This is a genomic window from Streptomyces sp. NPDC060002 (genome assembly GCF_042737245.1).
Lineage (GTDB): Bacteria > Actinomycetota > Actinomycetes > Streptomycetales > Streptomycetaceae > Streptomyces.
The window spans coordinates 1-25,801 of the sequence record NZ_JBHWUW010000032.1 but is presented as its reverse complement, the minus strand read 5'-3'; the positions used below and the strand labels follow the sequence as shown (position 1 = coordinate 25,801).

General features: G+C 68.0%; 24 protein-coding genes and 3 pseudogenes. 20 read left to right on the top strand and 7 right to left on the bottom strand.

Features of this window, described 5'->3' with window-relative positions; translation table 11 throughout:
• Position 1: 1 nt before the first annotated feature.
• Positions 2-673: a HEAT repeat domain-containing protein gene (locus ACFWBD_RS25650; protein WP_385671295.1), complete on the bottom strand. Its 672-nt coding sequence runs from the start codon at positions 671-673 to the stop codon at positions 2-4.
• Positions 674-1,321: 648 nt separating this feature from the next.
• Here ACFWBD_RS25650 and ACFWBD_RS25645 point away from each other — a divergent pair.
• Positions 1,322-4,018 (top strand): LuxR C-terminal-related transcriptional regulator, encoded by a 2,697-nt coding sequence (locus tag ACFWBD_RS25645; protein WP_385671108.1) that lies wholly within the window; start codon positions 1,322-1,324, stop codon positions 4,016-4,018.
• Between the two features lie 268 nt (positions 4,019-4,286).
• Here the strand turns inward: ACFWBD_RS25645 and ACFWBD_RS25640 are convergent, their stop codons facing one another.
• Positions 4,287-5,594 carry an RHS repeat-associated core domain-containing protein gene (locus ACFWBD_RS25640; RefSeq protein ID WP_385671292.1) on the bottom strand — a complete coding sequence of 436 codons (1,308 nt, stop codon included), beginning with the start codon at positions 5,592-5,594 and terminating at the stop codon, positions 4,287-4,289.
• On the bottom strand, positions 5,585-7,561 hold the full coding sequence (locus ACFWBD_RS25635; protein WP_385671105.1) for a hypothetical protein: 1,977 nt from the start codon (positions 7,559-7,561) through the stop codon (positions 5,585-5,587). Before ACFWBD_RS25635 ends, ACFWBD_RS25640 begins: the two co-directional genes overlap by 10 nt.
• 243 nt (positions 7,562-7,804) lie before the next feature.
• On the opposite strand from ACFWBD_RS25635, the pseudogene ACFWBD_RS25630 reads away from it, so the two are divergent.
• From ACFWBD_RS25630 to ACFWBD_RS25590, 9 genes and pseudogenes are all read left to right on the top strand, one after another.
• A pseudogene (locus ACFWBD_RS25630) lies at positions 7,805-8,985 on the top strand (IS3 family transposase); the annotation flags it as partial.
• A gap of 58 nt (positions 8,986-9,043) precedes the next feature.
• A pseudogene (locus ACFWBD_RS25625) lies at positions 9,044-10,158 on the top strand (IS701 family transposase); the annotation flags it as partial.
• A 1,084-nt stretch (positions 10,159-11,242) separates the two neighbouring features.
• On the top strand, positions 11,243-11,707 hold the full coding sequence (locus ACFWBD_RS25620; protein ID WP_385671102.1) for an ATP-binding protein: 465 nt from the start codon (positions 11,243-11,245) through the stop codon (positions 11,705-11,707).
• 291 nt (positions 11,708-11,998) lie between these two features.
• Entirely contained in the window at positions 11,999-12,142 is a 144-nt protein-coding gene (locus ACFWBD_RS25615; RefSeq protein ID WP_385671099.1) for a hypothetical protein, read from the top strand.
• A gap of 59 nt (positions 12,143-12,201) precedes the next feature.
• Positions 12,202-12,849: a LysE family translocator gene (locus tag ACFWBD_RS25610; protein WP_385671096.1), complete on the top strand. Its 648-nt coding sequence runs from the start codon at positions 12,202-12,204 to the stop codon at positions 12,847-12,849.
• 651 nt (positions 12,850-13,500) lie between these two features.
• Complete coding sequence (locus ACFWBD_RS25605; protein WP_385671093.1) at positions 13,501-14,046, top strand: RNA polymerase sigma factor; 546 nt, start codon at positions 13,501-13,503, stop codon at positions 14,044-14,046.
• Positions 14,043-14,984 (top strand): hypothetical protein, encoded by a 942-nt coding sequence (locus tag ACFWBD_RS25600; protein ID WP_385671090.1) that lies wholly within the window; start codon positions 14,043-14,045, stop codon positions 14,982-14,984. The genes ACFWBD_RS25605 and ACFWBD_RS25600 overlap by 4 nt, the downstream gene beginning before the upstream one ends.
• Before the next feature lie 633 nt (positions 14,985-15,617).
• On the top strand, positions 15,618-15,881 hold the full coding sequence (locus ACFWBD_RS25595) for a transposase family protein (protein ID WP_385671289.1): 264 nt from the start codon (positions 15,618-15,620) through the stop codon (positions 15,879-15,881).
• A gap of 58 nt (positions 15,882-15,939) precedes the next feature.
• A pseudogene (locus ACFWBD_RS25590) lies at positions 15,940-16,119 on the top strand (MarR family transcriptional regulator); the annotation flags it as partial.
• A gap of 169 nt (positions 16,120-16,288) precedes the next feature.
• Here the strand turns inward: ACFWBD_RS25590 and ACFWBD_RS25585 are convergent.
• On the bottom strand, positions 16,289-16,939 hold the full coding sequence (locus ACFWBD_RS25585) for a hypothetical protein (RefSeq protein ID WP_385671087.1): 651 nt from the start codon (positions 16,937-16,939) through the stop codon (positions 16,289-16,291).
• An 87-nt stretch (positions 16,940-17,026) separates the two neighbouring features.
• The gene (locus ACFWBD_RS25580; protein ID WP_385671084.1) at positions 17,027-17,449 is read right to left on the bottom strand and encodes a hypothetical protein; all 423 of its coding nucleotides are present in this window, start codon (positions 17,447-17,449) and stop codon (positions 17,027-17,029) included.
• Between the two features lie 457 nt (positions 17,450-17,906).
• Here ACFWBD_RS25580 and ACFWBD_RS25575 point away from each other — a divergent pair, with 457 nt between their 5' ends.
• The 4 genes from ACFWBD_RS25575 (at position 17,907) to ACFWBD_RS25560 (ending at position 19,905) form a co-directional block, all read left to right on the top strand.
• On the top strand, positions 17,907-18,917 hold the full coding sequence (locus tag ACFWBD_RS25575; RefSeq protein WP_385671081.1) for an aldo/keto reductase: 1,011 nt from the start codon (positions 17,907-17,909) through the stop codon (positions 18,915-18,917).
• Between the two features lie 49 nt (positions 18,918-18,966).
• Positions 18,967-19,386 (top strand): SRPBCC family protein, encoded by a 420-nt coding sequence (locus ACFWBD_RS25570; protein WP_385671078.1) that lies wholly within the window; start codon positions 18,967-18,969, stop codon positions 19,384-19,386.
• Positions 19,387-19,468: 82 nt separating this feature from the next.
• Entirely contained in the window at positions 19,469-19,615 is a 147-nt protein-coding gene (locus ACFWBD_RS25565) for a hypothetical protein (RefSeq protein ID WP_385671075.1), read from the top strand.
• Between the two features lie 83 nt (positions 19,616-19,698).
• Positions 19,699-19,905, top strand: a complete 207-nt coding sequence (locus tag ACFWBD_RS25560; RefSeq protein ID WP_385671071.1) for a DUF6183 family protein — start codon at positions 19,699-19,701, stop codon at positions 19,903-19,905.
• 4 nt (positions 19,906-19,909) lie between these two features.
• Here ACFWBD_RS25560 and ACFWBD_RS25555 read toward each other — a convergent pair whose 3' ends face one another.
• The gene (locus tag ACFWBD_RS25555; protein WP_385671068.1) at positions 19,910-20,323 is read right to left on the bottom strand and encodes a hypothetical protein; all 414 of its coding nucleotides are present in this window, start codon (positions 20,321-20,323) and stop codon (positions 19,910-19,912) included.
• Between the two features lie 216 nt (positions 20,324-20,539).
• Between ACFWBD_RS25555 and ACFWBD_RS25550 the strand changes: the two genes are divergently transcribed.
• The gene (locus ACFWBD_RS25550) at positions 20,540-21,028 is read left to right on the top strand and encodes a VOC family protein (RefSeq protein ID WP_385671065.1); all 489 of its coding nucleotides are present in this window, start codon (positions 20,540-20,542) and stop codon (positions 21,026-21,028) included.
• Positions 21,029-21,077: 49 nt separating this feature from the next.
• Here ACFWBD_RS25550 and ACFWBD_RS25545 read toward each other — a convergent pair whose 3' ends face one another.
• Positions 21,078-21,551, bottom strand: coding sequence for a MarR family winged helix-turn-helix transcriptional regulator (locus ACFWBD_RS25545; protein WP_385671062.1), 474 nt, complete (start codon positions 21,549-21,551; stop codon positions 21,078-21,080).
• Between the two features lie 145 nt (positions 21,552-21,696).
• Between ACFWBD_RS25545 and ACFWBD_RS25540 the strand changes: the two genes are divergently transcribed.
• The 5 genes from ACFWBD_RS25540 to ACFWBD_RS25520 all read left to right on the top strand — a co-directional run bounded on the left by ACFWBD_RS25540 (position 21,697) and on the right by ACFWBD_RS25520 (position 25,710).
• Positions 21,697-22,902, top strand: coding sequence for an MFS transporter (locus tag ACFWBD_RS25540; protein ID WP_385671059.1), 1,206 nt, complete (start codon positions 21,697-21,699; stop codon positions 22,900-22,902).
• A 74-nt stretch (positions 22,903-22,976) separates the two neighbouring features.
• On the top strand, positions 22,977-23,420 hold the full coding sequence (locus tag ACFWBD_RS25535; protein ID WP_385671056.1) for a heme-binding protein: 444 nt from the start codon (positions 22,977-22,979) through the stop codon (positions 23,418-23,420).
• Positions 23,417-23,791, top strand: coding sequence for a nuclear transport factor 2 family protein (locus ACFWBD_RS25530; protein ID WP_385671053.1), 375 nt, complete (start codon positions 23,417-23,419; stop codon positions 23,789-23,791). Before ACFWBD_RS25535 ends, ACFWBD_RS25530 begins: the two co-directional genes overlap by 4 nt.
• Positions 23,792-23,806: 15 nt before the next feature.
• Positions 23,807-24,640 (top strand): aldo/keto reductase, encoded by an 834-nt coding sequence (locus ACFWBD_RS25525; RefSeq protein WP_385671050.1) that lies wholly within the window; start codon positions 23,807-23,809, stop codon positions 24,638-24,640.
• Between the two features lie 518 nt (positions 24,641-25,158).
• Positions 25,159-25,710, top strand: coding sequence for a hypothetical protein (locus tag ACFWBD_RS25520; protein WP_385671047.1), 552 nt, complete (start codon positions 25,159-25,161; stop codon positions 25,708-25,710).
• Positions 25,711-25,801: the final 91 nt, after the last annotated feature.

Sequence of the window (25,801 nt, the reverse complement as noted above, 5' to 3'; positions counted from 1 at the left end):
CCTATCGTCCCTCTTGGCCGGAGCCGCCGAGGGCCACGACGCGCTTGGCCTCCTCGATCGCGAACTCGAATCCGGCGTCCGGCTCGCGCAGCAGTTGTTGTGTGGCGAGCGCGTGCGCGCGCACGCGCGGGTCAGGGGCAGTCGTCGCTGGACGCAGGGCCGGCAGAATGACGTCACCCAGCGCGACCAGCGCCCGGCTGAGACTCTGCTGCGTCTCCCGCTCACCGCGCCCGAGCTGCGTCGCCAGCACCGCGGCCAGGGCGGGCTCCTCGCCTTGCGGCACGAGCACGACCGCGGCCCGCCAGGCGCTCCGCGCCACCTCTTCGTCGGTGTCGGACAACAGCGCCCGTGTGATCGCCGGCCACGCCTGCCGGTTCCCGATCTTGGACAGTGTGTGCAGTGCCTGGCTCCGTGCCTGCGCACGCTCCGAGCGGACTTCGCGCAACAGCGCGGGGAGCGTCATGGACATCGGGTGGCGGGTGAGTGCCCAGGTCAGCATGTCGCGGACGAGGAACTCTGGCTCGATCGCGCATCGCTCGATGAGCTGGTCGACCAAGCGGGGGTCAGGCGTCGTGCCGACCGCCAGAGCCGCCCGCAGTCGCACGGACGAATGGTCGTCCTCCAGCCCCTGGAGCGCTCGCATCGCATCCGTGTCCTGTCTCATGGTCGTCATCGAGACCACCTCCTTGGCAAGCAGTGAAGGCCTTATCACCGTGTCAAGGTCAAACAAACAGGGCCGCTTCGCGATCACCAGCCACCTGCTGCGTCCCGAGCGTGCCCTTTGAGCGCTGTGCATCGTGAAGCTGCTGATCATGGGACTGGAGGGCGCGGGGGTGGGGGTACTCGTGCCGGCCGCGGGTAGATGAGTTCGGTGAGGATCATCGGTCACTGGGCGACTTCGCGGTTCGTCAAGACCACCAGGGCCCTGATCAGGGCGGTCGGCCGCTTCCGGCCAGTGCGGGCCTTGCCGAGAAGCCGCCGGTTCTCCGGGTAGACGAACGCGTGCTCGACCGGAGCCCGGACGGCCGCCAACACCCCGGAAACCCCGGGTCAGCGACGCCTTCTCCGCCCTGCAGGTCGACCATGATGCTCCGCCGGGCCAACTGCAGCGCTAAAAGGCCAACCGAGACGCAAAGTCTCAGCCGGGCCCCGGCTGCACGCCCTGGCTGAGGACTGTACTGCTGGAGATACTCTTCGACGACAAGGCTCCGCAGGCGGCGCGCGTGCACTCGGCGCGCGGTCTCGGTGGAGTTCTTTTGGGCACGTGTCCAGACCGAACTGCTACCCCCAGGCGCTCGAGCCCTGTGACCACACAGGTAGCATGAGTGATCTGTCAGGCTTTGAGGGGTATGGCATGCAAGGCTGGGAAGGCAGATGGCCACTGGTTGGGCGGCAACCGCACCTGGACTCCTTCCGGCAGGATCTTTCCGCCGGCCACATTCACGGCTGGCTGGTCAGCGGGCCGGCTGGGGTGGGGAAGACCCGCCTGGCGGAAGAGTTCCTGGACCTGGCCACTGCCGGCAAACGACGTACCGCCAGAGCGGTGGCCAGCCGAGCCGCCGCCCAAGTACCCCTCGGAGCTATCGCCCACATCCTCCCTCCAGGCGTCGACATGACCGACCCCGGTGGTGGCTTTCGCGCCGTCGCCCAGACCTTGGCGGGACACCATAAGCCCACCGTCATACTCGTCGACGACCTGCACCTGCTCGACAACTCGTCCGCTGTCCTGCTCGGCCAACTCCTCGACTCCGGAGCCATCGCCCTGATCGGCACCGCCCGAACCGGTGAACAGACCAGTGACGCCATCCATGCGCTGCTGCAGCGTGGCGATCGCATCCGTCACACCGACCTTGGCCACATGGCTCGCAACCAGGTCGAAGAACTCCTCCAACGCGTCCTCAAGGGCCCCGTCAGCCGACGGACTCTCCATGCGCTGCTCAGCGCCAGCGAGGGAAACCCCCTGTTCCTGAGGGAGCTCGTTCTCGGAGCCATGGATCAGGGGGCCCTCAGCCTCAACGGCGGAAGCTGGGAGATCTCAGAGAAACGCCTCCCGGTCACGCCGCACCTCAGGGATCTGATCGCCACCAGGATCGCTCTCTCACCGCCGACGGCGCGGCCTCTGCTCGAGTCTCTCGCCTTCTGCGGTGCCCTCTCCCTCTCCGACGCCGAAACTTTCGCCGACCACACCGTCCTGGACCACCTCGAGCGATCGGGCATCATCCGATTCTCCGCACGCCAACGCAGGACGACCGTCACCCTCGCCCATCCCCTGTACGGGGAAGTCATCGCCGTCGGCACCTCCGCCCTCCAGCGTTACGACCTCGCACTGCGCCAGGCCGAACGACTTGAATCCCACGGCCTCAGACGCCGCGACGACGCCCTCCGCGTCGCCTCCTGGCGTCTGGCTGCCACCGGCACCGCCGACCCCGCCCTTCTCCAGCGGGCCGCCACAGTCGCGATGAACTCCAACGACAACGAACAAGTCATCGAACTGCTCACCGCGATCAAACCCGACCAGCACACAACGGAAAGCCGTGTCCTGCTCGGCCGAGCCTTTATGCACACCGGCCAACTCGAACGCGCCGAAGCCATCCTCACCGAAGCCGACGCCCACGCCCGCAATGATCACGAGAAGATCATTGTGGCCACGACCCGCTGTACCAACCTCTACTGGTCCACGCCCGACCCAGGACCTGCACTCGCTGTCCTCGCCGCAGCGCGCTCCGCACTCTCCGACCCAACCGCCGCCCAGCAGTTCCGCCTCATGGAGGGGGGCATGCTCTCCGTGGGAGGCGCGCCGGTCTCGGGGCTCCGGATTCTCGACGATCTGCCCGACGCTCCGCCTCAGGAGGGTCTGGACGTTTGGTTGATCACGCTCAGTGCAAAAGCCTTTGGCCTGGCCTTCGTCGGCAGCGTCGGACAGGCCCGGTCTCTGGCCGAGCACGCCAAGTCCGTCCATGAAACGATCGGGGAAGGCAAGCTGCTTCCCCATCCGGCTATGCAACTCGCGGCGCTCGCGTTGTCGCTCATGGAGATGGGGATGATCGACCAGGCTCGCGACCTCTCCCTCAGAGCCTCGGACGTCCTGCAGGCCGCGCACTCTCCTGTAGCCCGCCAATTCATCGCTTACTACAACGCGCGTGCGGAGTGGCTGGCAGGTCGCCCCGTCAGCGCCCGCCGCTGGTACGCCGAGGCCGCCGCCACAGCCCGCACACATCGGCTGGACAGAGTAGCCCGGATGCATCTGTCGGGCTTGTTGGCCTGCGCCGCGCTCGTCGGTGACGTGGACACAGCCACCTCACTCATCCCGGACTTCGAAGCCAGCGGGCCGAGCGGCGCCCTGGTCGGCGAAGAGGCGGTCGGCATGGCCTGGCTGCACGTCGCTCGCGGCGAACTCGGCCGCGCCCGTGACCTGCTGGACACTGCCGCCGACGAAGCCCGGCGCACCGGCCACCTCATCTCCGAAGTGCTTCTGCTCACCGAGATCGCACGCCTCGGCGACCCAAAAAAAGTCCAGGACCGCCTGTCCGAACTCGCCTCCCACAGCGACGGCGCGCTCACACACGCACGCGCACGCCTCGTGACCGCCCTGGCGGACGACGATCCGCAGCGTCTCATGGCATGTTCCGAAGAACTCGAGCACATGGGGACACCTGTCCTGGCCGCCGAGTCGGCAGCCGCGGCCGCCAGTGCCTGGAAACGCAGAGGAGACTCCCGCAAAGCGACGGCCGCCACCACTCGCGCCGCGCGCCTCGCCGACCAATGCGAAGGTGCCCGCACCCCCCTCCTGGCCACCATCGCCAGCACTTCCGAACCCCTCACCAAACGCGAACAGGAGATCGCTCTGCTGGCCGCCGCCGGGAAAACCAGCAAAGCCATATCGCAGCACCTGACGCTCTCCGTCCGCACAGTCGACAACCACCTGCAGCGCATCTACCTCAAAATCGGGGTCCATAGCCGCGCCGAGCTCCTCCAAGCCCTGACATACGAAACCACACCCAAGCACCCGCACAACTAAGGTTCTCTTCCACGAAGATGCTGAGTGGCCCGCCGATGGTTCGACGGGCCACTCGGTGTTCAGTCTCTATCGTTTTGAAGCGGCGGATTAACCCGGGAGTTTGCCCTTGAAGCAGGAGCTGAAGCACCAGCCGTGCATTTGGCTGCCGGCAGGCCGCGTGTTCCACGCGTTCTGATCCATCTCCCACATGTTGACCTTTGTGCCGCCCCAGTTCCAATCCTGGTTGACGCAGAATGGACTTCCCAGGGTACCCAGCGTGGTGCCGTGGTTACCCGAGTAGACCGTGTCGGGTCCAACAGTGCCCGACGAACGCGTTGGCGTTGGCGTTTGTTGTGCCGTCGAAGGCGATGATCCCGGCGTCGGTGGTGCGCACGGCCGCGGTTCCGGGACCACCGTTGTATTCGATACCCGCGCCGTTGTAAAAGATTCTGCTGCCGCCCGCTTTCTCTATTTCACCGGCAAGGGCTGCACCATCGTAGGCGGGCTTACCCCAGTGCTTCGAGCTGAGTGTCCCATTGCCATTGTAAGTGACGTCGGACGTGCTTTGAGGAGTCCCCTGCCGCACGTATGGGCCAGCCTCGACTGCAGCCACGGCGGCTGCTGCCGTGACGGGTCCGCTGGTCAGTAGTTCGAATGCATACACGCCGAGTTTACCGATTCTGGCGTTTGATCGCGCCTCATTCCAGAGGGGGGTGTCCGGGTATTCTTCACCTTCGAGCAATCCGTAGACCGGCATTTCTTCGCGCCGACGGCTCAGGTCAATTTCGAGACCGCCTTGCCGGATTTCTCCGTAGACTTCTTCCATCGGCTGCATTTCATCCGCGTCAACTGTGGCGGCTGCTTGTTCGTAGAGGGCGCCAGTGGAGATCGCGGCGTCACCGTAGAGGGTGACGGTCGTGCTGCCGGTGATGTCGGCGAAGCCGTGGTCGGCGTTGTAGGTGGGGGCCATGGGGACGGTGTAGGAGGTGGAGATGCCGTCGACGCCGCCGCCGTTTGCACTGATGTCGTAGCCGGTGGGGTCGGTGGCGTTGACGGGGTTGTTGTTGACGTAGCTGTAGGGGTTCCAGTTCTGGGGGTTGTTGGGGTTGGTGATGTGGGGGTCGGGGGCGAGGAAGCGCTTGGTCTTGGGGTCGTAGAGGCGGCCCTTCATGTTGATGAGGCCGAAGTCGTCGTCCATTTCGTGGCCGGTGTAGCCCTGGGTGATGCCGGTGGGGCCGTTGTTGACTGGCAGGCCGTTGGCATCGGTGCGCTTGCCGAAGGGGTCGAAGTACTGGCGCTGGGGGCTGGTGCCGCTGCTGTTGGTGACGGTGGCGGTGCTGCCCTGGGGGTCGGTGAGGGTGTATTCGGTGGTGGCGGCGCTGGTGCCGCTGTAGGTGACCTGGGCGATGCTTCCGGGCGGGCCGGCGACGTGGAAGACGTGCGTGGTGCCGGAGGATGTCTGTCGCTTCTCGTAGAGGTCGCCGATGTAGGTGGTGACGGTGTTGCCGGCGGCCTTCTTGAACCGCTGGCCGTCGGCGGTGTAGGTGAGGTTCCAGGTGGTGGAGCCCTGCGCGACGGTCTTCGGAGTCAGGGCCATGCTGTCGTAGGTGAGGGTCCGCCCGGCCCCGGTCCGCTGCCGGCCCATGCTGTCGTAGCCGTAGGTGTCGGTGGTGCCGTCGGCGGTGCGGGCGGATACGGCGTTGGGGTGTGCGGTGTCCTTGTACTGGTTGGTCTCGGTGACCAAGCCGTTGAACTTGACCTGGTTGAGGTTGCCGCCGGCGCTGTAGCTGTAGGTGGTGGGCCGGACAGGGTGGAGGGGGTGGTGAGACTCCAGCCGTCGAGGCGGTTGAGCTTGTCGTAGGTGTAGGTCTCGTCCCGGTGGTTGACCACGGTGTCGTTGCGGCGCTTGACCGTTCCGTTGTCGTAATACTCGTAGCCGGTCTCGGTGAGCTTGGTGCTCGCGCTGTTGGTATCGGTGGTCTTCTTCAGCCTGCCGGTGTCGGGGTAGTAGTCCCGGACGGTGGTGATGGCATTGTTGCCGTAGGAGCCCTGAGTGAGACTGCCGTCGGCCTCGAGGCCGTTGGTCTTCCACAGCTTGCGGTAGGCCCGGCCCGGACTGTTGTCACCGACCTCGGACAGCTGCCCGAAGCTGGTGTACTGGTACTTGACGGTGAACCGGTCGGTGCGCCCGGCAACCTGCGGGTAGGCGACCGTGTCCGGACGGTCCACAGTGGTGTATGTCAGGTCGGTGCTGTAGACGGTGCTGCCGTCGGTGTAGTCCGTTCCGGCGGGGCGGCCGTTGACGTCGTAGCGGTAGGCGGTCTTGATGCCGTCGCGGCTGGTGGTGTAGTCGACCTTCCCGATGCCGTGCGCGCTGGTGTCCCACACCGTTGTGCTCTGGCCCGTCATGGCCAGCCCGGTGTACTCCTCGACGGTGGTGGTGCGGCCCAGGTCGTCGAAGGAGAGGACCTGCCGGTTGCTGGTCTCCGAGTGCCCGTTCTCACGGATGTCACCGAAGCCGTTGTACTTGTGCGTGGTCGTCCCCGCGTTGGCGTCCACCGACTTGGTGAGGCGGCCCAGCGTGTCGTACGTCGACGTGGTCGTGTTCTTCGTATCCGTCGTCTCCAGGACACCACTGGGGCCCTGCTTGAACGTGACCTTCACATCCCCGCTGTCCGACACCGTGCCGGACGTCACGGTGCGCCCATTGAGGTCCGCGACCGTGAAGGACTCGTTGTTGTTCTCGTCGAAGTGCCGGGTCTCGAACGGCGAAGGGTAGGTCACCCTGGTGAACGTGTTGTCGGCGTTGGTGGTGCGGGTGGGGCGGTCCAGGGTGTCGAAGTCGGTGGTGGTCCAGGCGCTCGCGTGCGCGGATCCGCTCGCGAAGTACGGGCGGCTCACCGCGACAGCGTGGCCCAGCACGTCGTACCGGCTGTCCGTCGCCGACCATGTGCCGTCCAGGCCCCGCGACGTCGACCTGATGGTGCGGCCCATCCGGTCGCTGAAGGTCTGGCTCTCCTCCTGGTTCGTGCCCGTGAGGCCGCAGCTGGTGGTCACCACCATGCCGTTCACGCCGCCGTAGGTGTCCGTGCGGTTCGCGTAGGACGTAGTGATCGCGGACTCGCCCGGCGGGGTTGTCTCCACCACCCGGCCCAGGTCGTCGTACTTCGTCGTGGTGATGACGCCGTTGATGTCCTCGGTCGCCACCGCGAGCCCGTATCCGGGATGCGTCAGCGTCCACACACTCGGCCGCTTCGTCGTGTCACTGTGCGGGGACCACACCTGCGTCGGGTAGATCTTCTCGTTCGGCCAGCCCGACACCAGCGGCGTGTACTCGTAGCGCGTCTCCCGCGAAGCGGTACCCGGCGCCTCCTTCAGAACCGACGTCACCTCACCGCTCGACCCGTACTCCGTCGTCACGGTCTGCTTCAGATCGCCGCTCGTGGACGCCTTCTCCGTCCACTCCTTGTGCGGCCGCCCCTTGTCGTCGTACTCGAAGTCGACCGTCCGCACACTCGTGCGCTCATCCGCCGGAGCCGTGTCGTCCTCCGACTTCGTCGTCACCGTCCTCTTCGGAACCGACAGCTACCACGCCGCGATACGCGCCGACGACTGGTCGTACGACGTCACCACCCGCGAGACGCCGCCGTCCTCACTCGCGTCCTTGCCCTCCACCAGCGTGTCGGCCTGTACTACAGCCGTGACTCGTGTCCGTGTCTGGTAGTTGTGTGACGCGTTGTCGGGCCTTGACCCCTGATTTTGGACACACGAGACACTGGATCCTGAGGATCTGAGAACGGACATCTCGTGGTCATGAAGAACTATCCGCCGGAGTTCAAGGCGGACGCGGTCGCGCTGTACCGGTCGCGGCCCGTGGCGACGATCCGGCAGGTTGCCGCAGATCTGGGGATCAATCCCGAGACCCTGCGCAACTGGGTCCGGGCAGCTGGCGCGAGCCGGCCGCGGGGCCGCCGGGCAGAGGCACCCACCGAGCCGCCCACGCCGCTGGAGGCGGAGAACGCCGCTCTGTGCAAGAAGGTCCGTGAGCTGGAGGAAGAACGCGAGATCCTGCGCAAGGCAGCCAAGTATTTCGCCGGGGAGACACGCTGGTGAACCGCTTCCAGTTCGTCGCCGACCACCAGCGCCGCCACGGCGTGAAGCGGCTGTGCAGCATCCTGGGCATCGCCCGCTCCAGCTTCTACTACTGGCGCCGGACCGCCGAAGATCGGACTGCCCGCCGGGCGGCCGACGGCCGCCTCGCCACCCGGATACGGGCCGTGCACCACGAATCGGGCGGCACCTACGGCGTCCCGAGGATCACCGCGGAACTCCGCGAGACGGGCGAGCGCATCAATCACAAGCGGATCGCCCGGGTGATGCGGAGCATCGGCCTGGCCGGGGTGCGGCTGGGGCGCAGGCACCGCACCACGATCGCGGACCCGGCCGCGGCGAAGGCTCCGGACCTGATCGGCCGCGACTTCACCGCGAGTGAGCCGAACACGAAGTACGTCGGCGACATCACTTATCTCCCGCTGGAGGGCGGGAAGTTCCTCTACCTGGCCACCGTCATCGACCTCGCCTCGCGCCGTCTGGCCGGCTGGGCGATCGAGGACCACATGCGCACCGACCTTGTCACCGACGCCCTGGCCGCCGCCGAACGCACCCGCGGCAGCCTCGCCGGAGCGGTCATGCACACCGACCACGGAGCCCAGTACACCAGCCGGGCCTTCGCCGAAGCCTGCCGCCAGGCCGGCGTCCGCCAGTCGATGAGCGTGATCGGCTCCAGCGCGGACAACGCACTCGCCGAGTCCTTCAACGCGACGTTCAAACGCGAGACGCTCCAGGGCCGCAAGCACTGGTCCAGCGAGCGCGAGGCCCGCCTCGATGCGTTCGGCTGGCTGCACCGCTACAACACCCGACGCCGTCACTCCCACCTCGGACACCGCAGCCCGATCGCCTACGAAGCAGCGTCCCGAACAACACCAACTACGCTGACCCCAGCCGCAAAACCCGTGTCCAGGATCCGGGGTCAAGGCCCGTCTCTCTGTGAGTACGGAGCGGGCGGTACGGGTCTGGGCGGGCTGGTTCGATGACTTCTTCGCGTCTCTGGCGGGGGTCTTCGGTCGGGTCGAGCCGCGCCGGATGGCGATGGCGTATGTGAAGGCGTTGATCGCGCCGGTCGAACGGAAGAACGGCTGGCAGATTGCCGAGCATGTCGGACACGAGAGCCCGGATCGGGTGCAGTGGTTCCTGGGCCGCTCGACTTGGTGCGCCGATCAACTCCGCGACGTTCTGCGGTCGTTCGTCGTGGTGTTCCTGGCCCGCCCGGACGGGGTGCTGGTGCTGGACGAGACCGCGTTCCTCAAGAAGGGCCGGATGTCGGCCGGGGTGGCCCCGCAGTACGCCGGGATCACCGGCCAGATCGAGAACTGCCAGGTCGCGGTGTTCTGCGCCTACGCCACCGACACCGGGCGGGCGCTGATCGACCGGGAGTTGTATCTGCCCGCCGCGTGGTGCGACGGCGCGGATCGCTGCCGCGCCCAGCACATCCCGCGCCGGCGGGCGAAGGCGGTGACCACCAAGCCGGAGCTGGGCCGGCGCATGATCGAACGGTGCCGGCGGGCGAAGGTCCCCTTCGGCTGGGTGGCCGCCGACAGCGCCTATGGCCAGGACCGTAAACTCCGCGCCGCCCTGGAGCGCCGCCGCATCCCGTATGTCATGGCCGTCCCCGTGGACGAGACGGTGCACACGCACGGCACCGGAAACCTGCGGGTGGACGCGTTCGCCGCCGCCGTCCCGCTCCTCTTCGAGCGCCGCTCGTGCGGGGCGCGGCCAAGGGCCTGCGTTCCTACGACTGGGCACTGGCCGAGGTGACCTGGCCCGGCGGCGCCGAGGGCGGTCCCCGCCGCGGCTACCTTCATCTGCTGCTGGTGCGGCGCTCGATCGCCGATCCGACCCAGATCGCTTACTTCGCCGTCCACGCCAAGGCCGGCACCCCGATCGGCGAGATCGTCCGGGTGATGGGTCTGCGCTGGTCCATTGAAGATTGTTTTGAGACCGCGAAGTCCGACTGCGGACTGGACCACTACGAGGTCCGTACATGGGACGCCTGGCACCGCCACATCACCCTGTCCACGGCCGCCCTGGCCTTCCTGACCATCACCGACACCCGCAGCCGCGACCTCCAACGCCCCGAAGAACCAGACCAGTTGCCCACCCCGACAGCTCCGTTGGGCGAGGCCGAAAAGGGGGATCGTCAGGCCGTGTTGAAAAGCTGATCCGCTACACCGCAGAGGAGATCCGCCGCCTGCTCAACCGGCTCGTCTGGGCCACCGCACCCCTGCCACCGACGATCGTGCTCGCCCAGTCGCGCTGGCGGCGCACCCACCAGACCCGCACCAAACGCTGCCACTACGCCACCCGCGACAGACGAGATCGCGAGTCACGGCTGTAGTACAGGTAGTGAGATGCTCGAACTGAAGCATTTTGCGGAAGGCTGTCATCTGGGGCACTTCCAGTGAGCCGTTTCCGACTTTAGTTTGATGCCTTTGAAGTGAAAAGTTAGGAATGCCTGGATTTGTTTTCGCGCTGGACAGGCCGGTAGCGCGCTTGCCGTGGCGGAGGTGATGCCCGCCTGTATGTCCTGGCGCGCGCACCGTTGCTGGAGTCCTCCCGGCGCCGGCCGGGTCGCACTCGTACGTGCGCGCCGCGAGGGCGCCCGCTGCGGCGGTGCGGATGTCCCAAAGGTGATGCTCGTGATCGAGCAGCACCTGGAGATCTCTCGTTTGGGCGTCGAGCACTGCGATCACTCCAGCGGCCGGGGTGCCGCAGCAACGGGGCGCGCTCCAGGAACCGGTAAAGAATGCGTCGCCCGGGCAGCCACGCCAACTTCACATGTACGTCGCCGTCACGGCCGACCAGGGCAAACACCCCGACGGGGGAACTCCCCCAGCCCTCGGCTGTAGTCGGCGAGGGCGGACGCCACCGGCTCGAGGAGGCCCTCGTACTCGGCGGCTCTGCGACGTAAAACCACTGACCGGGCGCTGCAGCACTAGCTACAGGGCATGCCGACTGTGCAGGTCAGTGCTGGTCAGTGCGGTATCCAGGGCATGGGTCGAGGATTGCGTCTCGGTGTCGCGCACATGTCCATCCAGGTGCGGATCGCCAGAGTGAGTACGATTTGCTCAATCGCTGCGGTGGTGTGTGGCCGTGTCCTGGGGTGGTCGGAAACTTCCTCCCTAGGCAGTGATCACCGTGAACCTCACTACCCAGCAGGCCGTAGCCCACCCTCCGGCCGGTGTCCCGGCCCCCGCTGCAGAATCCGGGCTGCCGGGAGAGGAGACGTGGCGGCTGCCTCTGGAACGTGATCCGCTCTCCCCCTCGGCCGCACGCCGTGAGGCCCGCACGGTGCTGGACCAGTGGGGAATCGACGGCGAGACCTTTGACGACGCCTTGCTGGTCGTCTCAGAGCTGGTCACCAACGCGGTGCTGTACGCCCAGCTGCCCATCACGCTGTGTCTGTGCATCTCTACGGAGGCGCTGCTGATCGAGGTCACCGATGGCGGTCCTGCCACTGCCGATGCCTCTGCACCTGCAAGCCGCCCCCCGGACGAACACGGCCGCGGGACCACCATCATCGAGGCCCTGACGACCGACACCGGTGCCATCGACTGGAACGACGGGCTCATCGACCACTGGGCGACCTTGTAGTCCTCAAACGCATCGCTCCCGACGGCCACCAGCTGCGAAATCGACGTGACGTAAACGGGCACCATCTCACAGGCCGTCCGCGACTTCGGCCTGCGCCGCTACCGAGGGATGGCCGAGACCGCCGTCCAGCACCGTTCTCACCGTGACCGCGATCAACCTCACCCGCCTTGACTCCTGGGCTACCGGCACCCCGTTCGGATACCCACGCGTCTCGCGCATCGCCGCCCTCGCACCCCCGGTCACTCTCTGTAGGCAAATTCGTCAGCAGAGTCCGAGGAGGCGCCTCTCAAGGTGCTCCACCTCGTGATCTGGGACCGGCAGTCCAACCGGCACAACCCCACCGGCCGGACCCACAACTGCCGGACCCACAACTGGAAGGAGGCCATCAACACCCTCGCCGGCTACTACGGCGACTGCGTCACCGACAACCAATAGCACCACCGCACGACACAGAAGAAACGTCAGCACCAGGGCTTACACAAAGAAAGGGCCCCATGATGTCCACAGACCGGTTCCTGGCGTTCGCGGCGATGTCGCTGCTGGTGATCGTGATTCCCGGGCCGAGTGTGCTGTTCGTGATCGGGCGGGCGCTCGCGCACGGCCGGCGCACGGCGGTGATGACGGTTCTGGGCAATGTCGTCGGCTCGTATCTGCTGGTGGCCGCAGTCGCCTTCGGGATCGGCTCGCTGGTGGAGCGCTCGCTGACCGTCTTCCTGGTGGTGAAGCTGGCGGGTGCCGCGTATCTGGTCCTGCTGGGGGTGCGGGCGTTCCGGCACCGCAAGGAGATGAGGGCCTCGGCGTTGCGGCAGGAGCCCGCGGCCGCGGCGCGCGGCGATCTGCGGACCGTCCTGAACGGCGCCCTCGTCGGCCTCACCAACCCCAAGGGGCTGGTCTTCTTCGCGGCGGTGCTGCCGCAGTTCGTGGACCACTCGGCGGGGCGGGTGCCGGTGCAGATGCTGGTGCTCGGTCTGATCCCGATCTCCATCGGGCTGGTCACCGACACCCTGTGGGGGCTGACGGCGTCGGCGGCCCGCTCCTGGTTCGCCGGCTCGGACCGTCGGCTGTCGCTGATCGGGGGCGCGGGCGGCTGCACCCTGATCGGGCTCGGGGTGACGGTGGCGGTGACGGGCCGCGCGGACTGAGTACCCCGGACGGACGTACGGGCGCTGTGCGGCTCGAGTGACGTACGTGGCTTACGTGGCCACGGTCCCGAACGGATGTCGTATGACGCCGACGCGCCGGACAGCGCCCGAAGCAGTCCCTCGGCCTCCTCCAGCACCTCGTTCCGCTGGGCCGTCGTGAGCCGGCCGAAGGGCTCGATGGTGAGGACGTCCCCCTTCTGTCGCCAAAGACACTCCAAGTCGCCCTGAAGAACCGGAGCTTCGATGTGTCGTCAGTCTGCCCATCTGTCCGGCCAAGTACCTCTTCCGAAACTCTGTCGCAGCGGTCAATCGCTCTCGGGAGGGAGTGTCTGATCAACGGCGGATCTGCTGATCAAGGAGAGACGCCAAGTGGGAGCGATCGAGCACACGTCCGTCGAGGAGCCGGCCGCAGCTGCGATGCCGTCGACGATGACGCATGCCTTCGTCCCGATGCCCTCCCTCGCCTCGGTCAGGGACGGGGCGAGGGCGGACAGCACCTCGACGACCTCGCGTATGCAGCGGAACACGATCGCGAATCCGATGCCGGACCTCACGCCGAGCTCGGCGTACGCATCACCTTTCCGCGTGTCTGTAAGAAACGGCTGTGTCGCGGCATAGACGGGGGTGTAGGCCGAAGACGAGGGAGTGTTCGTGGGAAGACCAGGCTCGGACGAGTTCCGGGCGATATACGCGAAGCATTACAACGCGGTGTTGCGCTACGCATGGCGTCGGGTGGGTGCGGATGCTGCACCTGACGTGGCGGCTGAGGTGTTCACGGTGGTGTGGCGGCGTCTGGACCAGGTGCCAACAAACATGGTGCTGCCGTGGCTGTACGGCGTGGCCCGCAAGGTTGTCTCCAGCCATGTGCGGGGCACGGAGCGCACAGAGCACCTGGCAGGACAGTGGGATGGCCAGGCCGCTGTGTCGAGAGATGTCGCCGACCAGGTGACGGTTCGTCACGAGGTGCGTCGCGCCTGGCTGAGCTTGGGCGAGAGCGACCGGGAAGTGCTGGCACTGATCGGCTGGGAAGGCCTGAACGTCCGTGAGGCCGCCCGGGTTGCGGGGTGTACGGCCGCCACGTTCTCGGTGCGGCTGCACCGAGCCCGAAGCCGCCTCCGTCACGCGCTGTCCCGCGCCGAAGCCACGACCACGCCCAGCCTGAAGACCGTGAACCTGGAGGACACACAATGCGCATGACCGAAGAAGTGCGGACGCTCATGCAGGACGCCGATCCCGCTCGTGACATCCTCGGGGATGCCCAGCGGGCGCGGAACGATCTGGAGCGGATCATGCGCGTTGCCGCTGTGACCGCGCACCTGCCCGCCGCCAGACGGGGGCGCAAGCCACAGGTCCGGCTTGGTCTTGCCTTGGGCGCTGCATGTGCGGCCGCCACGGTGGCCCTCGCGGTGCTGCCGCAGGGATCGGGCGGATCCGCGTATGCGGCCACACCGTCGCCGCTGCACTACACCACGGTCAGTACCACACTGTCGCCCAGCGCCATGCTCAAGCGGATCGCCGAGCAGGCCGCCACTCTGCGGGAGCCCACCGGCCCGGGAAGCCGCTTGCACTACAACGACTGGTCGTTGAACACCCGGGTCTACGCCGATGACTCCGTCACGTCGGAGATCGTCGCCGAGGATCACCAAACAGTGACGAGGGCAGACGGGTCGGGGACCGAGCGACGGACGGGCGAGGGCAAGCACACCGAGACGTACACGACCAAGTGGGCCCCTGCCCCGGCAGATCCCGCAGCCCTCAAGGCCTGGCTCAATAGGGGGAACGTGCCCTTCACCGACGCGATGGGCGCGGCCGAGACCACCGGAGAACTGCTGCGCAACCAGGCCCTCTCCCCTGTCCAGCGGACCACGCTGCTGAATGCCATCGCGGAGCTTCCCGGCCTGCGATTCGATGGAAAGGTCACTGACCGTGCCGGCCGGGTGGGACAGGCGTTCTCTGCGGAGTCATCCCGCAGCGGTTTGCCCACCCGCTACACGTTCATCGTGAATCCGTTTTCAGGATCGATCCTGGGTCAGGAAGAAATGCTGACGAAGACGGCAGGGAAACTCAACGTGCCTGTCCCGTCGGTCATCGGTTACACCGTGTATCTGAAGGCACAGCACACCGCCGGTCAGTAGGCGGGCAGCCGACGCTCCGACAGCGGCCTCTCCCATGGCAGACGAAGAAGGCCGCTGCCGGAGCCGCTCCTTTGTAGCGGCAGCCGGGACATTGCGTCCAGGCGTTCACCGTGTCAGCGACGACCAGGTCGTGGTCGCTCGCGTTGACGGCCGCCAACGCGAGCGGCGACGGCGCCGCGGCGCTCGCAGCCATCAAGGAGATGAGCGAGGCGCAGGCCGCCAAGCTGCTTGACGACGCGCTGGACCACTGGGCGAGTGACCCCATCACGTGGGCAGACGGCGGGGGGAGCGGAGCCCAGCCAGAGCCCCATCAGCACGGCCGGCCTGCCGGGTGACTCCGACGTCGTCTCCGGCTACAGGCTCCTCGACAAGTCCGCAACCTCACCCAATGATTCAGCGCATCCCCACAACGGCCCAGCGGCGTTCCTCTACGCGCTCCGCGATCCCGATCTTCCCTACTTGCTCAACCCCTCAACAAAGTGGGGAACCCACGGAGCGCTGGGGAAGATCACGGATCTGTCCGCAGTTCCGTGAATCCCCAGGTCAGGGGCAGGAACGGGAGATCCACTCGGCAGTGTGTGTCCTACCGTGGCGAACAAGACGGTTGAGGACGTGCTGTTTCCTGGGATCGGTATGCGAATGGAGCGTGTCAGCGACTCCTCCGTTGCCCTGGTGGTGGAGGCAGTGTCCACCGGTCGGCCGGGCCAGTGCCCGGACTGCCGGAAGCAGGCAAGACGCGTGCACAGCTTGTACCAACGCAGCGTGGACGAGCGGCCGTTGGGCTCGCGGCGGGTTGTGATCCGCCTCCGGGTGCGCCGGTATCCGAGGACCAGTCCAGGTCCTGACGGCCGCGCCGGCTTCGGCCTCCTGCGCAAGCGGGTCCTGTTCTGCTCCTGAGAGCTCCGTCTTGAGGTGATCGCGATGCAGAGCGCATACTGGCCGGCCCGCGCGGCCCGACGACCAGCGTGGCCGGATCGTCGCCCTCACCACACCTGGACGCGAACTGATCGACCGGGCGTTCACCGACCACATGCGCAGCGAACGCCACTTGCTGAATCTGCTGACGCCCACCGAGGCCGAGACACTGGAAACGCTGCTCACGACCTGGCTCGCCCGCATGGAGCGTCCGCGCCCTCCCGGCAGCGGTCGTCGCCGCTGGCGGCTGTGCGGGCGGCCTGTCTCTTTCCGCCGTCCATACCCTGACTGCCGACCTGGGGCAGGCGGGGTTTATACCTATTTCCCCTTTGGGGAGGGTTCCATTGAAGGGTGTTGGTATGCCCTCGTTGTTCCAGTAGTCCCATGCCTCAAGAGCCTTGGCCTTCTCGAAGCAGTGGTAGAGCTGCTGATAGCGGGGCATGTAGCGGATCCCGCGGAAGATCATCTGGCCGACCAGTCCAGGCGCTGCTTGCCGGAGGGTGCTGAGACAGGCCGAAGTCGTTCAGCAGGCGCACCTCCTCGACCAGTACCGGAAGCGGTTCGCGGGTGCCGGGGCGGGCCCGGTGCAGCAGCATCCACGCCAGGTCCTTGTAACCCAGGCGCCGAAGCAGTCCGGCGGCCAGCACATGCGCGTCCACGCGCAGGCGCACCGCCTCTTCCCGGCCGGGCCCCGCAGCGGCAGCCAGCGCGCGGTCGGCCGCCTCGATCAATTCCGGCAGCGCGAGCGCGAGATGGTGCTCGTCGCCCGCGGAGTCGGCCCGTGCGGCGGCCCGGGTCCGCTCCGCCAGCTCCTCCAGCAGCACGCCGGGGGCCGTATCCGGTTGTCGGCGGACCAGGCTGCGCCGCAGGTGGAAGGCGACCGCCCGCACCGCCGCGTGCTCCTGTCCGAGCGGCGGGTAGGGCTGCCCGGTCAGGTCCGCGACATCCAGCCGCAAGGCGGCGGCCAGCGCCGCCAGCCGGCCGCGGCGGTCCACCCACTCCCGGCCCGTCTCCAGCCCGGTTCCATCGATGTCGTCCACTCCCGACCGGTGGACTCCACTCGGTGGAGTGGATGCCGGGCATCGTCGGCGCGCACCACGGCATCGGGTGCGCGGCATCGGGTCCACTCAGTGGCCGGCCTCCCGGCCGCGGTGCGGTCCGGGCTCCTGCGGGCGGTGCGCCCGCTGGTCGTCCTGGCGCACCGGGTGCGCGTCGGCATCGCCCTGTTCGGCGTAGCGGTCCGCGCGGGCGCGGGAGTCGTCGGCGGCCTTGGCGAACGCGTCCTGGAGGTGGCGCAGCCGCTCGGCAGTGAGATCGAGGGCTTCCATGTCCGTGCGGGACTCCCTCAAGGCCCGCAGCGCCGTCAGGCCGATCGCCTCCCGGCGTCCGGCCTCCGGCTCCTGGTCGTCGTGCTCGGGGTCGGCGGCCGCGGGCGCGAGCAGCTTCTCGGGCATCGCCGCCTGTTGGTGCGCGACGACGTCGTACGCCGGGCCCCGCACAGCGGTGGCGGTGGCGGTGGTGGTGGTGGTGCGCAGCTTCTCCCGCACCACCGCGCCGGCGAGGACAGCTCGCTCGTACTGCGGCGGGATGCGGGGTATCTCCCACTCCCCTGCGCCGCAGAACCACTACATGGTCACCACGCCCGACGGCACCGTTCCGCCTACCAGCAGTTCCACCGGCCCGTACACGACCGTCAACCTCGCCGAACACGTGGGCCAGGTCGTCAGGCTACGGCCTCGCCGTAGGCTCCACGACGTCCGGTCACCCTTTGCGTACGACGCGCGTGTGCGGCGCCCCGTCTTGCATTAACCCGCGCATGCAATTATTGTTGCAACTCGTAAGGCGCTCCTGCAATCACTTGTCCCGTGCATCGGCCCTGGCAAGCCGGCTCGCGTGCCCCCTGCCACGACGCGCCTGTTAGAGCCACCCAACCGAAGAGGCCCCGCGCCTCACCCCTGTGCCGGGACTCTTCCCAGCCCCTGCACCACTCACCGAAAAGGCACATTCATGTCACTCAAGGAAATCCTTCCCGGCAAGCTCGGCTTCGGTACCGCCCCGCTGGGCAACATGTTCCGCGCGATCCCTGGCGAGGAGGCCCGCGCGACCGTCGAGGCCGCCTGGGACCAGGGTGTCCGCTACTTCGACACTGCCCCGTTCTACGGCGCGGGGCTCGCCGAGGAGCGTCTGGGAGAGGTCCTGTCCACCAAGCCCCGTGACTCGTACGTCCTGTCCACGAAGGTCGGCCGCGTCATCCTCGACGAGCACGAGACCGAGGTCGCCGACCTCGGCGAGAAGGGCGGGATCTTCGAGCACGGCAATCCGAACAAGATTCTGCACGAGTGGACTGCCGAGGCCACCGAGCGCTCCATCGAGGGCTCGCTCAAGCGACTGGGCACCGACCGGCTCGACATCGTCTGGGTCCACGACATCGCCCAGGACTTCCACGGCGACCAGTGGCTCCAGAAGTTCGAGGAAGCCCGTACGGGTGCGTTTCGGGTGCTGTCCCGGCTGTGCGACGAGGGCGTCATCAAGGCGTGGGGGCTCGGCGTCAACAAGACCGAGCCCATCGAGCTGACCCTCGCCCTCGACGAGCCGAAGCCCGACGGCTTTCTCCTCGCCGGCCGCTACACGCTCCTCGACCACACGCACGCCCTCACGCGCCTGCTGCCCATGGCCCAGGAGCAGGGCGTCGACATGGTCGTCGGCGGCCCGTACAGCTCCGGCATCCTCGCGGGCGGCACCCACTTCGAGTACCAGCAGGCCCCGACGGAGATCATCGAGCGCGTCGGGAAGCTGAAGGCGCTGGCAGAGAAGCACGGCGTGAGCATCAAGGCCGCCGCCTTGCAGTTCTCCCTCGCCCACCCCGTGTCCGCCGCCGTCATCCCCGGCGCCACCCGGCCCAGCCGCATCGCCGAGGACACCGCAGCCCTGAATGAGACCCTCCCGGCCGCGTTCTGGGCCGACCTCCGCGCCGCCGACCTGGTCAGCCCGGCCGCACCGCTCCCTCACAGCGCCTGATCACCCCTTACACCCCCACCGCCCACACACACTGCAACAGGAGAAGACCATGGCTTCCACGTCCGTCTCCCGCGTCGTGCTCGCACCGCCCCAAAAGGTCTGGGACCTCATCGGCGGCTTCGACGCCCTCCCGGACTGGCTCCCCTACATCCCTGAGAGCACCGCTCTCGAAGGCGGCCGGGTCCGGCGCCTGACCAACAGCGACGGTGACGTGATCATCGAGCGTCTCGTCGGATTCGACGAGGCCGAGCGGCACTACAGCTACGCGATCCTCGAAGCACCCTTCCCCGTCAACGGCTACGTATCCACCCTCCGCGTCCACGCGGTTCCCGGCAAGGACGACGTCGCCGAGGTCCAGTGGTCCGGCCGCTTCAACCCCGACGGCGTCAGCGAACAGGAAGCGGAAGACCTCTTCGCCGAGATCTACCGCGACGGGCTCGAAGCCCTGCACAAGACCCTGTCCGCCTGACGACACGGATGTACGAGGCCCGACCGCCGCACCACGCAAGCCCGGACACGCCCCCAGCGTGCCCGGGCTGCGGCATGCCTGGATGCCTTCGCGTTGCGGGGCGGGTGGCGAGGCCGGATCGTGGCCGCTGGCCTCCGTACCGATCCTGCCCCTCATCCTCGTCACGTTCGTCACCGCACTGAAGCGGGCGCACCAGCGGGTGCTCATGACGATGGCTGCCGGTACCTGAGCAACCTACCGGGGTCGGAGCCGTGAGCGGACGGGTACGGGAGACCCTCGACGGCTCCCCGAAGCACGGGACGTGAGCCCGGCGTGTGCCACCGCGGACGAGACGCACGTCCATGGCGACGTGGCGCCCGTCGCCGAATCGCGCTCCAGGTGGAGAGTCGTTGGGAGGTTGAGGGGCGATCCTGGCCGTACCGTAGCGTCTTCGACCACGTACTGCGGCGGCTCGCCACCACTCCCGGACGCGGCAGCGCCGTCCAGGCACTCATTGCGGTGAGCGCCTCGGCCGTCTGACGGGTCACACCGTCTCCTCGTTGTCCAGCAGCAGACCGGACGACGCTTCCGCAGTTGCGGGATAGCAGCGTCCGGCGCGAGGTCCTGCCCGGCACGAGCGCGTCGGGTCCACGAAGGAGACGAGGATCCAGTGCGACAAGTCCGCCACGCCCTGCGTCGCGCTCTCTGTGTGTACGAGCGGCAGGGAGGGGGCCGCGCCCGGAAGTGTGACATCCTCCTTGTGGGGACTCCACGCCTCGCGCCGACGCGGGCCGATCACGAGGGCGCAGAACTCGCCAAGCGCCCCGGCCGGGCCGCGCGGCAGGTACGGAGGCGGCGTCACGCCTGATCGAGCCCGGGCCACTGCCCGCGCATCCGCACTGACGGCGAGGATCTCGTGGCAGCCGTCCGCGAGCGCGGGTCGGCGGGCCGACGGCATCGCGGCCCTCCTGTTACATCCAGCAGCGACTGGTCGGCCGCCCGGCGTTCGTTCGCGCTGTCGCCCAGGCCGTTCTCCGGCCGGTGCGGCCGCAGGGGTTGGGCGTGGACAGCTCGGTTTACCGGCCAGGTCCGCCCGCGCAACAGATTGCGAAATTCGCCACTTTTGGAACACTTGCGGGAAATGTGCTTAAAACCTGAATCCGGGAGGACTCCCATGAGTGTCGCCGACACGCCGATGCACCTCACCCGGGGTGCCCACGTAGGGATCTCGGTGTCCGATCTGGACGCCTCCATCGCGTTCTACTCGGCCCTGACCGGGCGCGATCCAGTCGCGCAGGGAACCATGAACAGCGAGCCGTTCGGCCGTACGCAAGGGCTGCCGAACGCGAAGTTGCGGTACGCGACGATCAACATCGACGGGCTCGGCATCGACCTGATCCAGTTCCAGGACCCGGTGGGCGAGCGCACCAACGGCAAGGCCAACCGGCCCGGCTCCATGCACCTGTGCTTCAAGGTCGACGACTTCGACGCGGTGCACCAGCGGATGAAGGACGCGGGCTACGACTTCCTGGGGGACGACTACACGTTCATCGCGGGCGAGGTCACCCCGGAAGCCGCGCTCGGCACGAAGGTCGCGTACTTCAACGACCCCGACGGCACCAACCTGGAGATCATCGAACCCAAGGGCGGGTTCGCCAGCTAGCGCTGCCGCGGCCGGCTCCGGCAGGGGGCGGAGGCGGCCGGACTGCGCTTCAGTCCACGGGGCCCGCCATCGGCACGCCCGTGTCCTCGATCGTGCGGACAAGGGGCGCGAGCTGCGGGTCCTCGGTGGCCTCGGTGAGGGCTTCGCGAAGGGCGGCCTCGTTGGTGGGGCGGGCCTCCTCCAGTAGGCGCAGACCCTCCTCGGAGACGTTGGTGTAGATCCCACGGCGGTCCGTGGGGCAGAGGTAGCGCAGGAGCAGGCCGCGGTCCTCGAGGCGGGTGACCAGGCGGGTGGTGGCGCTCTGGCTGAGGACGACGGCGTCGGCCACCTGCTTCATCTGCAGGTGGCCGCCCTCTCCGTCATGCTGACGGCTGAGCACGTCGAGCAGGGAGTACTCACGCACGCTCAGTCCGTGTCCGGCCTGGAGAGCGCGCTCCAGATGGGACTCGATCCTCCCGTGCAGCAGGGAGAGCGCGCACCAGCCGTGGGCCAGGGCGGTGAGCGAGGGGGCGGTGGCGGTCATCGGGCTCCTTTGTCAGTCCATCCCCTCAATAGTTGCATACGACGACTAATACATGCCAGGTTTGCCCACGCTTGCACTTAGCCCGCGCTTGCAATTATTGTTGTGCAACGTAACCGCCGCACGCAATCACCTGGAAGGTACTCCCATGCCACTCGCGCTCCTGGCCCTCGCCATCGGGGCCTTCGGGATCGGCACCACCGAATTCGTGATCATGGGTGTGCTGCCCCAGGTCGCAGGAGACTTCGGCGTCACCATCCCGACGGCCGGCTGGCTTGTCTCCGGTTACGCGCTCGGCGTCGTCGTCGGCGCCCCACTCCTGACCGCGCTCGGCACCCGAGTCTCCCGCAAGAAGATGCTCATGTTCCTCATGGGCCTGTTCATCGCCGGCAACGCCCTCTCGGCCCTCGCCCCCAGCTTCGGCCTCATGCTGACCGGCCGGATCGTCGCCTCCCTCGCACACGGCGCGTTCTTCGGCATCGGCTCCGTCGTCGCCGCCGACCTGGTCGCCCCGCAGAAGAAGGCCTCCGCGATCTCCCTGATGTTCATGGGCCTGACCGTGGCCAACATCGTTGGCGTCCCCGGCGGTACGTACGTCGGCCAGGTCGCCGGCTGGCGCGTCACCTTTGCGATCGTCGCCGCGCTCGGCGTCGTCGGCTTCCTCGGCGTGGCCAAGCTCATCCCCGAGACCGGCCGCCCGGAGTCGGTGAGTGTCCGTGGCGAGTTCGCCGCCTTCCGCAACGTCCAGGTCTGGCTCGCCATGGCGATGACCGTCCTCGGGTACGGCGGGGTGTTCGCCGCGATCACCTACATCACGCCGATGATGACCGAGGTCGCCGGCTACACCGAGGGCGCCGTGACCTGGCTGCTTGTCCTGTTCGGCGTCGGTATGTTCCTCGGCAACCTGCTCGGCGGAAAGTTCGCCGACCGCGCCCTGATGCCGATGCTCTTCACCGCCCTGGCCGCCCTCACCGCCGCCCTGCTCCTGTTCACGGCGACCGCGCACAACAAGGTCCTCGCCGCGATCACCCTCTCGCTGATCGGCGCCCTGGGCTTCGCGACCGTGCCGCCGCTGCAGAAGTGGGTGCTCGACCAGGCTTCGGCCGCCCCGACCCTGGCCTCCGCCGCCAACATCGGTGCCTTCAACCTCGGCAACGCCCTCGCCGCCTGGCTCGGCGGTGTCGTCATCGCCGCGGGCCTCGGCTTCACCGCACCGAACTGGGTCGGCGCGATCCTCTCCGGTACGGCGCTGCTGCTCGCGTTCCTTGCGGCCCACCTAGACCGGCGCACCCGCAGGGCGAGCCGCGCCGCCGCCGGGGCCGCGGACGCCGAACCCGCCCCGGCCGCGGTCTGACCCGCCCCTCCCTCCACGGCCCGGGCCCTCTCCCTCCGGCCCTCCGAGACACTCCTCCTGAGAAAGAAGCCCTCATGAGCACCAACACCGCACAGACCCCCATCACGCCCCTGACCACGCAGGACGCCGATACCCTGATCACCGCCGCCCGTCGCGCAGCGGAGGCCGCCGGGGTCACGGTCAGCGTCACCGTCCTCGACGCGGGCGGCCATCTGCTTGCCTTCCGCCGCGACGACCAGGCTGTCCTGATCTCCGGCGAGACCAGCACCCGCAAGGCGTACACCGCGCTGCAGCTCAACGCGCCCACCGCCGACCTGGTCGACCTGGTCAAGCCCGACGGGCCGTTCCACTCGCTGCCCACCGCCCTCGACAAGCCGCTCCTCTTCATCGCCGGCGGCATCCCCGTCCACCGCGACGGCCGACTGATCGGCGCGATCGGTGTCGGCGGCGGCGCCCCCGAGCAGGACCACGGCTTCGCCGCCGCGGCCGTCGACGCGCTCACGGAACTCGACCGATGAGCCGCACCCCGCAGGAGGTCTTCGCCGACCACGGCAACCGGCTCGGCACCGGCAACCTCGACCTGATCAGCCAGAACTACACCGAGGACGCCGTCTTCCTCACCCCCGAGGGCATTCTCACGGGACGCGAGGGAGTACGACGGGGCATCGGCGCCCTGCTCGCCGATCTTCCGGACGCCGATTGGGAGTTGACCCCGCAGTTCGCCGGTGACGTGCTGTTCCTGCAGTGGAGCGCCACCACCGACACCCACGAGGTCACCGACGGCGTCGACACGTTCGTCTTCCGCGACGGACTCATCAGCGCCCAGACCGTCCACTACACCCTGACCACCCGTACGAGCGGCGCCAACCTGCCGACCCGCACCGCCTGAAAGGTCACCCGCACCATGGCATCGAACACCATCATCCCCACCGTCACGCTCAACAACGGCGTCGAGATCCCGCAGCTCGGCTTCGGCGTCTTCCAGGTCCCGGACGAAGAGACCACCGCCGCCGTCTCCTCCGCCCTGGAGGCGGGCTACCGCTCCATCGACACCGCCGCGATCTACGGCAACGAGGCCGGCGTCGGCAAGGCCCTCGCGGCCTCCGGGATCGCCCGCGAAGACCTGTTCGTCACCACCAAGCTGTGGAACGCCGACCAGGGATACGACGCCGCGCTCCGCGCCTTCGACGACAGCCTGGCCAAGCTGGGCCTCGACTACGTCGATATGTATCTGATCCACTGGCCCACCCCGGCCCGTGACCTGTACAAGGAGACCTGGGAGGCCATCGAGAAGCTCGTCGGCGACGGCCGGGTCCGCACCGCGGGCGTCTCCAACTTCCAGCCCGACCACCTGAAGCGGCTGATCGACGGCGCCGATCTCGTCCCGGCCGTCAACCAGGTCGAGCTGCACCCCGGCCTGCAGCAGAGCGAACTGCGTGCCGTGCACGCCGAACTGGGCATCGCCACCGAGGCGTGGAGCCCGCTCGCCCAGGGCGCCGTCCTCAAGGACGAGGCCGTCACGGCCATCGCCGGCCGGCACGGCAAGTCCCCGGCCCAGGTCGTCCTGCGCTGGCACCTGCAGCTCGGCAACATCGTCATCCCCAAGTCGGTGACGCCCGCGCGCATCCGCCAAAACCTCGACGTCTTCGACTTCGTCCTCACCGACGACGAGATGGCCACGATCGCCGGCCTCGACCGCAACCTGCGCACCGGCCCGCACCCGGACCAGCTCAACTGACCTGGCTTGAAGGACTCCCCAGACGGGTTGCTCCGGCTCGCGCGGGCGGGATGAAAGATCCCGCCCGCGCGAACCCCTTTCTGCAATTCCGCTCTGTGATACCCGGGCTCGCGCGCCGACAACCCGCTCGCCGCGCACCACAAGCGGCGTCGCTCCCGGATGGACCGTCCGGTGCACGGACCTCCACCCGACGAGCCATGGGTCCTGGAGGAGTGGAACGACTTCACCTACCAGGTGGTCGGCACCGCTCTGAACCTCACCGCCGCCCGGAACTGAGTTGCGGAGCTGCCGCTCGACGACGACCCCTGGCCCGGGGACCGGGGCGCGGCCGGCTCGCCGGGATCGGCCGGGGGTTGCCGGTCCGGGCCGGGTGCGGGGGTGGGTGGGCGGCGGCGGTCGGTGAGGTCGGACAGGTCCCACCGGGCGGTGTAGACACCTCAGGCGCCTAACTCGTCAAGCGGCGGTCCTCAGCCCGCTGTGTAGCCTGTCGATCTGTTCGAACGGAATGAGGGTGGGGCATGGAGACGCTGGTGGAGGGGGCCGTCACGGAGGCACTTCGTGACGGGGGTGACGAGGTGATCCGCCTGTATGCCGCCGCCTGCGCCGAACGTATGGCGCCACTGTTCGTGGGCCTGCGGGCGGGCGCGCCGGGGCGGGAAGCCGACCTGGACTTCTATGCGGAGTCCGTACGCGATCTCTGGTATGCCGACCGGCCGCTCGCCAACGCCGCCGAGGGCGTGCGCCAGCTGGAGCGGTTCCCAGAGCTTCAGCCGAACGAGGAGGGGATCACCGATGTCGCCGACACCTACGCCTTCTTCGCTGCCCTCTGCCTGCGGTATGCCCTCCTGGCCCACGGCTCGGGAAACGCTGACGACGCGGTGTCCTGTGGCCACGCGGCGCTCACCGCAATGGGAATGCTCGACCAGAACGTGGCAGGTGCTGGCTTCCTCGCCGAGGAACAACGGCTCCAGTCTCTTTCGCTGCGCGGTGACGCCTCAGGCCTGTGGGACGCGAGCGTCACGGCAGGGCGGGAGAGGTTTCGTGCTGTGTTGGACCGCCTGCCCCGCTAGGCACTGTCTGACAAAGGATCTTGGGTGGGTTCGCGGAGCCAGAGGATGAGTGCGGCCAGGTGGACTCCGGCCTTGTAGCGGGTGGCGAGTT

What these genes read in the sequence shown, in the direction of transcription:
- ACFWBD_RS25540 (WP_385671059.1), top strand. Translation starts at nt 21,697, where the DNA reads ATGCCACTCGCGCTCCTGGCCCTCGCCATCGGGGCCTTCGGGATCGGC.
- ACFWBD_RS25570 (WP_385671078.1), top strand. Translation starts at nt 18,967, where the DNA reads ATGGCTTCCACGTCCGTCTCCCGCGTCGTGCTCGCACCGCCCCAAAAG.
- ACFWBD_RS25600 (WP_385671090.1), top strand. Translation starts at nt 14,043, where the DNA reads ATGACCGAAGAAGTGCGGACGCTCATGCAGGACGCCGATCCCGCTCGT.
- ACFWBD_RS25640 (WP_385671292.1), bottom strand. Translation starts at nt 5,594, where the DNA reads ATGGCCCTGACTCCGAAGACCGTCGCGCAGGGCTCCACCACCTGGAAC.
- ACFWBD_RS25645 (WP_385671108.1), top strand. Translation starts at nt 1,322, where the DNA reads ATGAGTGATCTGTCAGGCTTTGAGGGGTATGGCATGCAAGGCTGGGAA.
- ACFWBD_RS25575 (WP_385671081.1), top strand. Translation starts at nt 17,907, where the DNA reads ATGTCACTCAAGGAAATCCTTCCCGGCAAGCTCGGCTTCGGTACCGCC.
- ACFWBD_RS25520 (WP_385671047.1), top strand. Translation starts at nt 25,159, where the DNA reads ATGGAGACGCTGGTGGAGGGGGCCGTCACGGAGGCACTTCGTGACGGG.
- ACFWBD_RS25565 (WP_385671075.1), top strand. Translation starts at nt 19,469, where the DNA reads ATGCCTTCGCGTTGCGGGGCGGGTGGCGAGGCCGGATCGTGGCCGCTG.
- ACFWBD_RS25595 (WP_385671289.1), top strand. Translation starts at nt 15,618, where the DNA reads ATGCGAATGGAGCGTGTCAGCGACTCCTCCGTTGCCCTGGTGGTGGAG.
- ACFWBD_RS25550 (WP_385671065.1), top strand. Translation starts at nt 20,540, where the DNA reads ATGAGTGTCGCCGACACGCCGATGCACCTCACCCGGGGTGCCCACGTA.
- ACFWBD_RS25545 (WP_385671062.1), bottom strand. Translation starts at nt 21,551, where the DNA reads ATGACCGCCACCGCCCCCTCGCTCACCGCCCTGGCCCACGGCTGGTGC.
- ACFWBD_RS25530 (WP_385671053.1), top strand. Translation starts at nt 23,417, where the DNA reads ATGAGCCGCACCCCGCAGGAGGTCTTCGCCGACCACGGCAACCGGCTC.
- ACFWBD_RS25610 (WP_385671096.1), top strand. Translation starts at nt 12,202, where the DNA reads ATGATGTCCACAGACCGGTTCCTGGCGTTCGCGGCGATGTCGCTGCTG.
- ACFWBD_RS25650 (WP_385671295.1), bottom strand. Translation starts at nt 673, where the DNA reads ATGACGACCATGAGACAGGACACGGATGCGATGCGAGCGCTCCAGGGG.
- ACFWBD_RS25535 (WP_385671056.1), top strand. Translation starts at nt 22,977, where the DNA reads ATGAGCACCAACACCGCACAGACCCCCATCACGCCCCTGACCACGCAG.
- ACFWBD_RS25555 (WP_385671068.1), bottom strand. Translation starts at nt 20,323, where the DNA reads ATGCCGTCGGCCCGCCGACCCGCGCTCGCGGACGGCTGCCACGAGATC.
- ACFWBD_RS25525 (WP_385671050.1), top strand. Translation starts at nt 23,807, where the DNA reads ATGGCATCGAACACCATCATCCCCACCGTCACGCTCAACAACGGCGTC.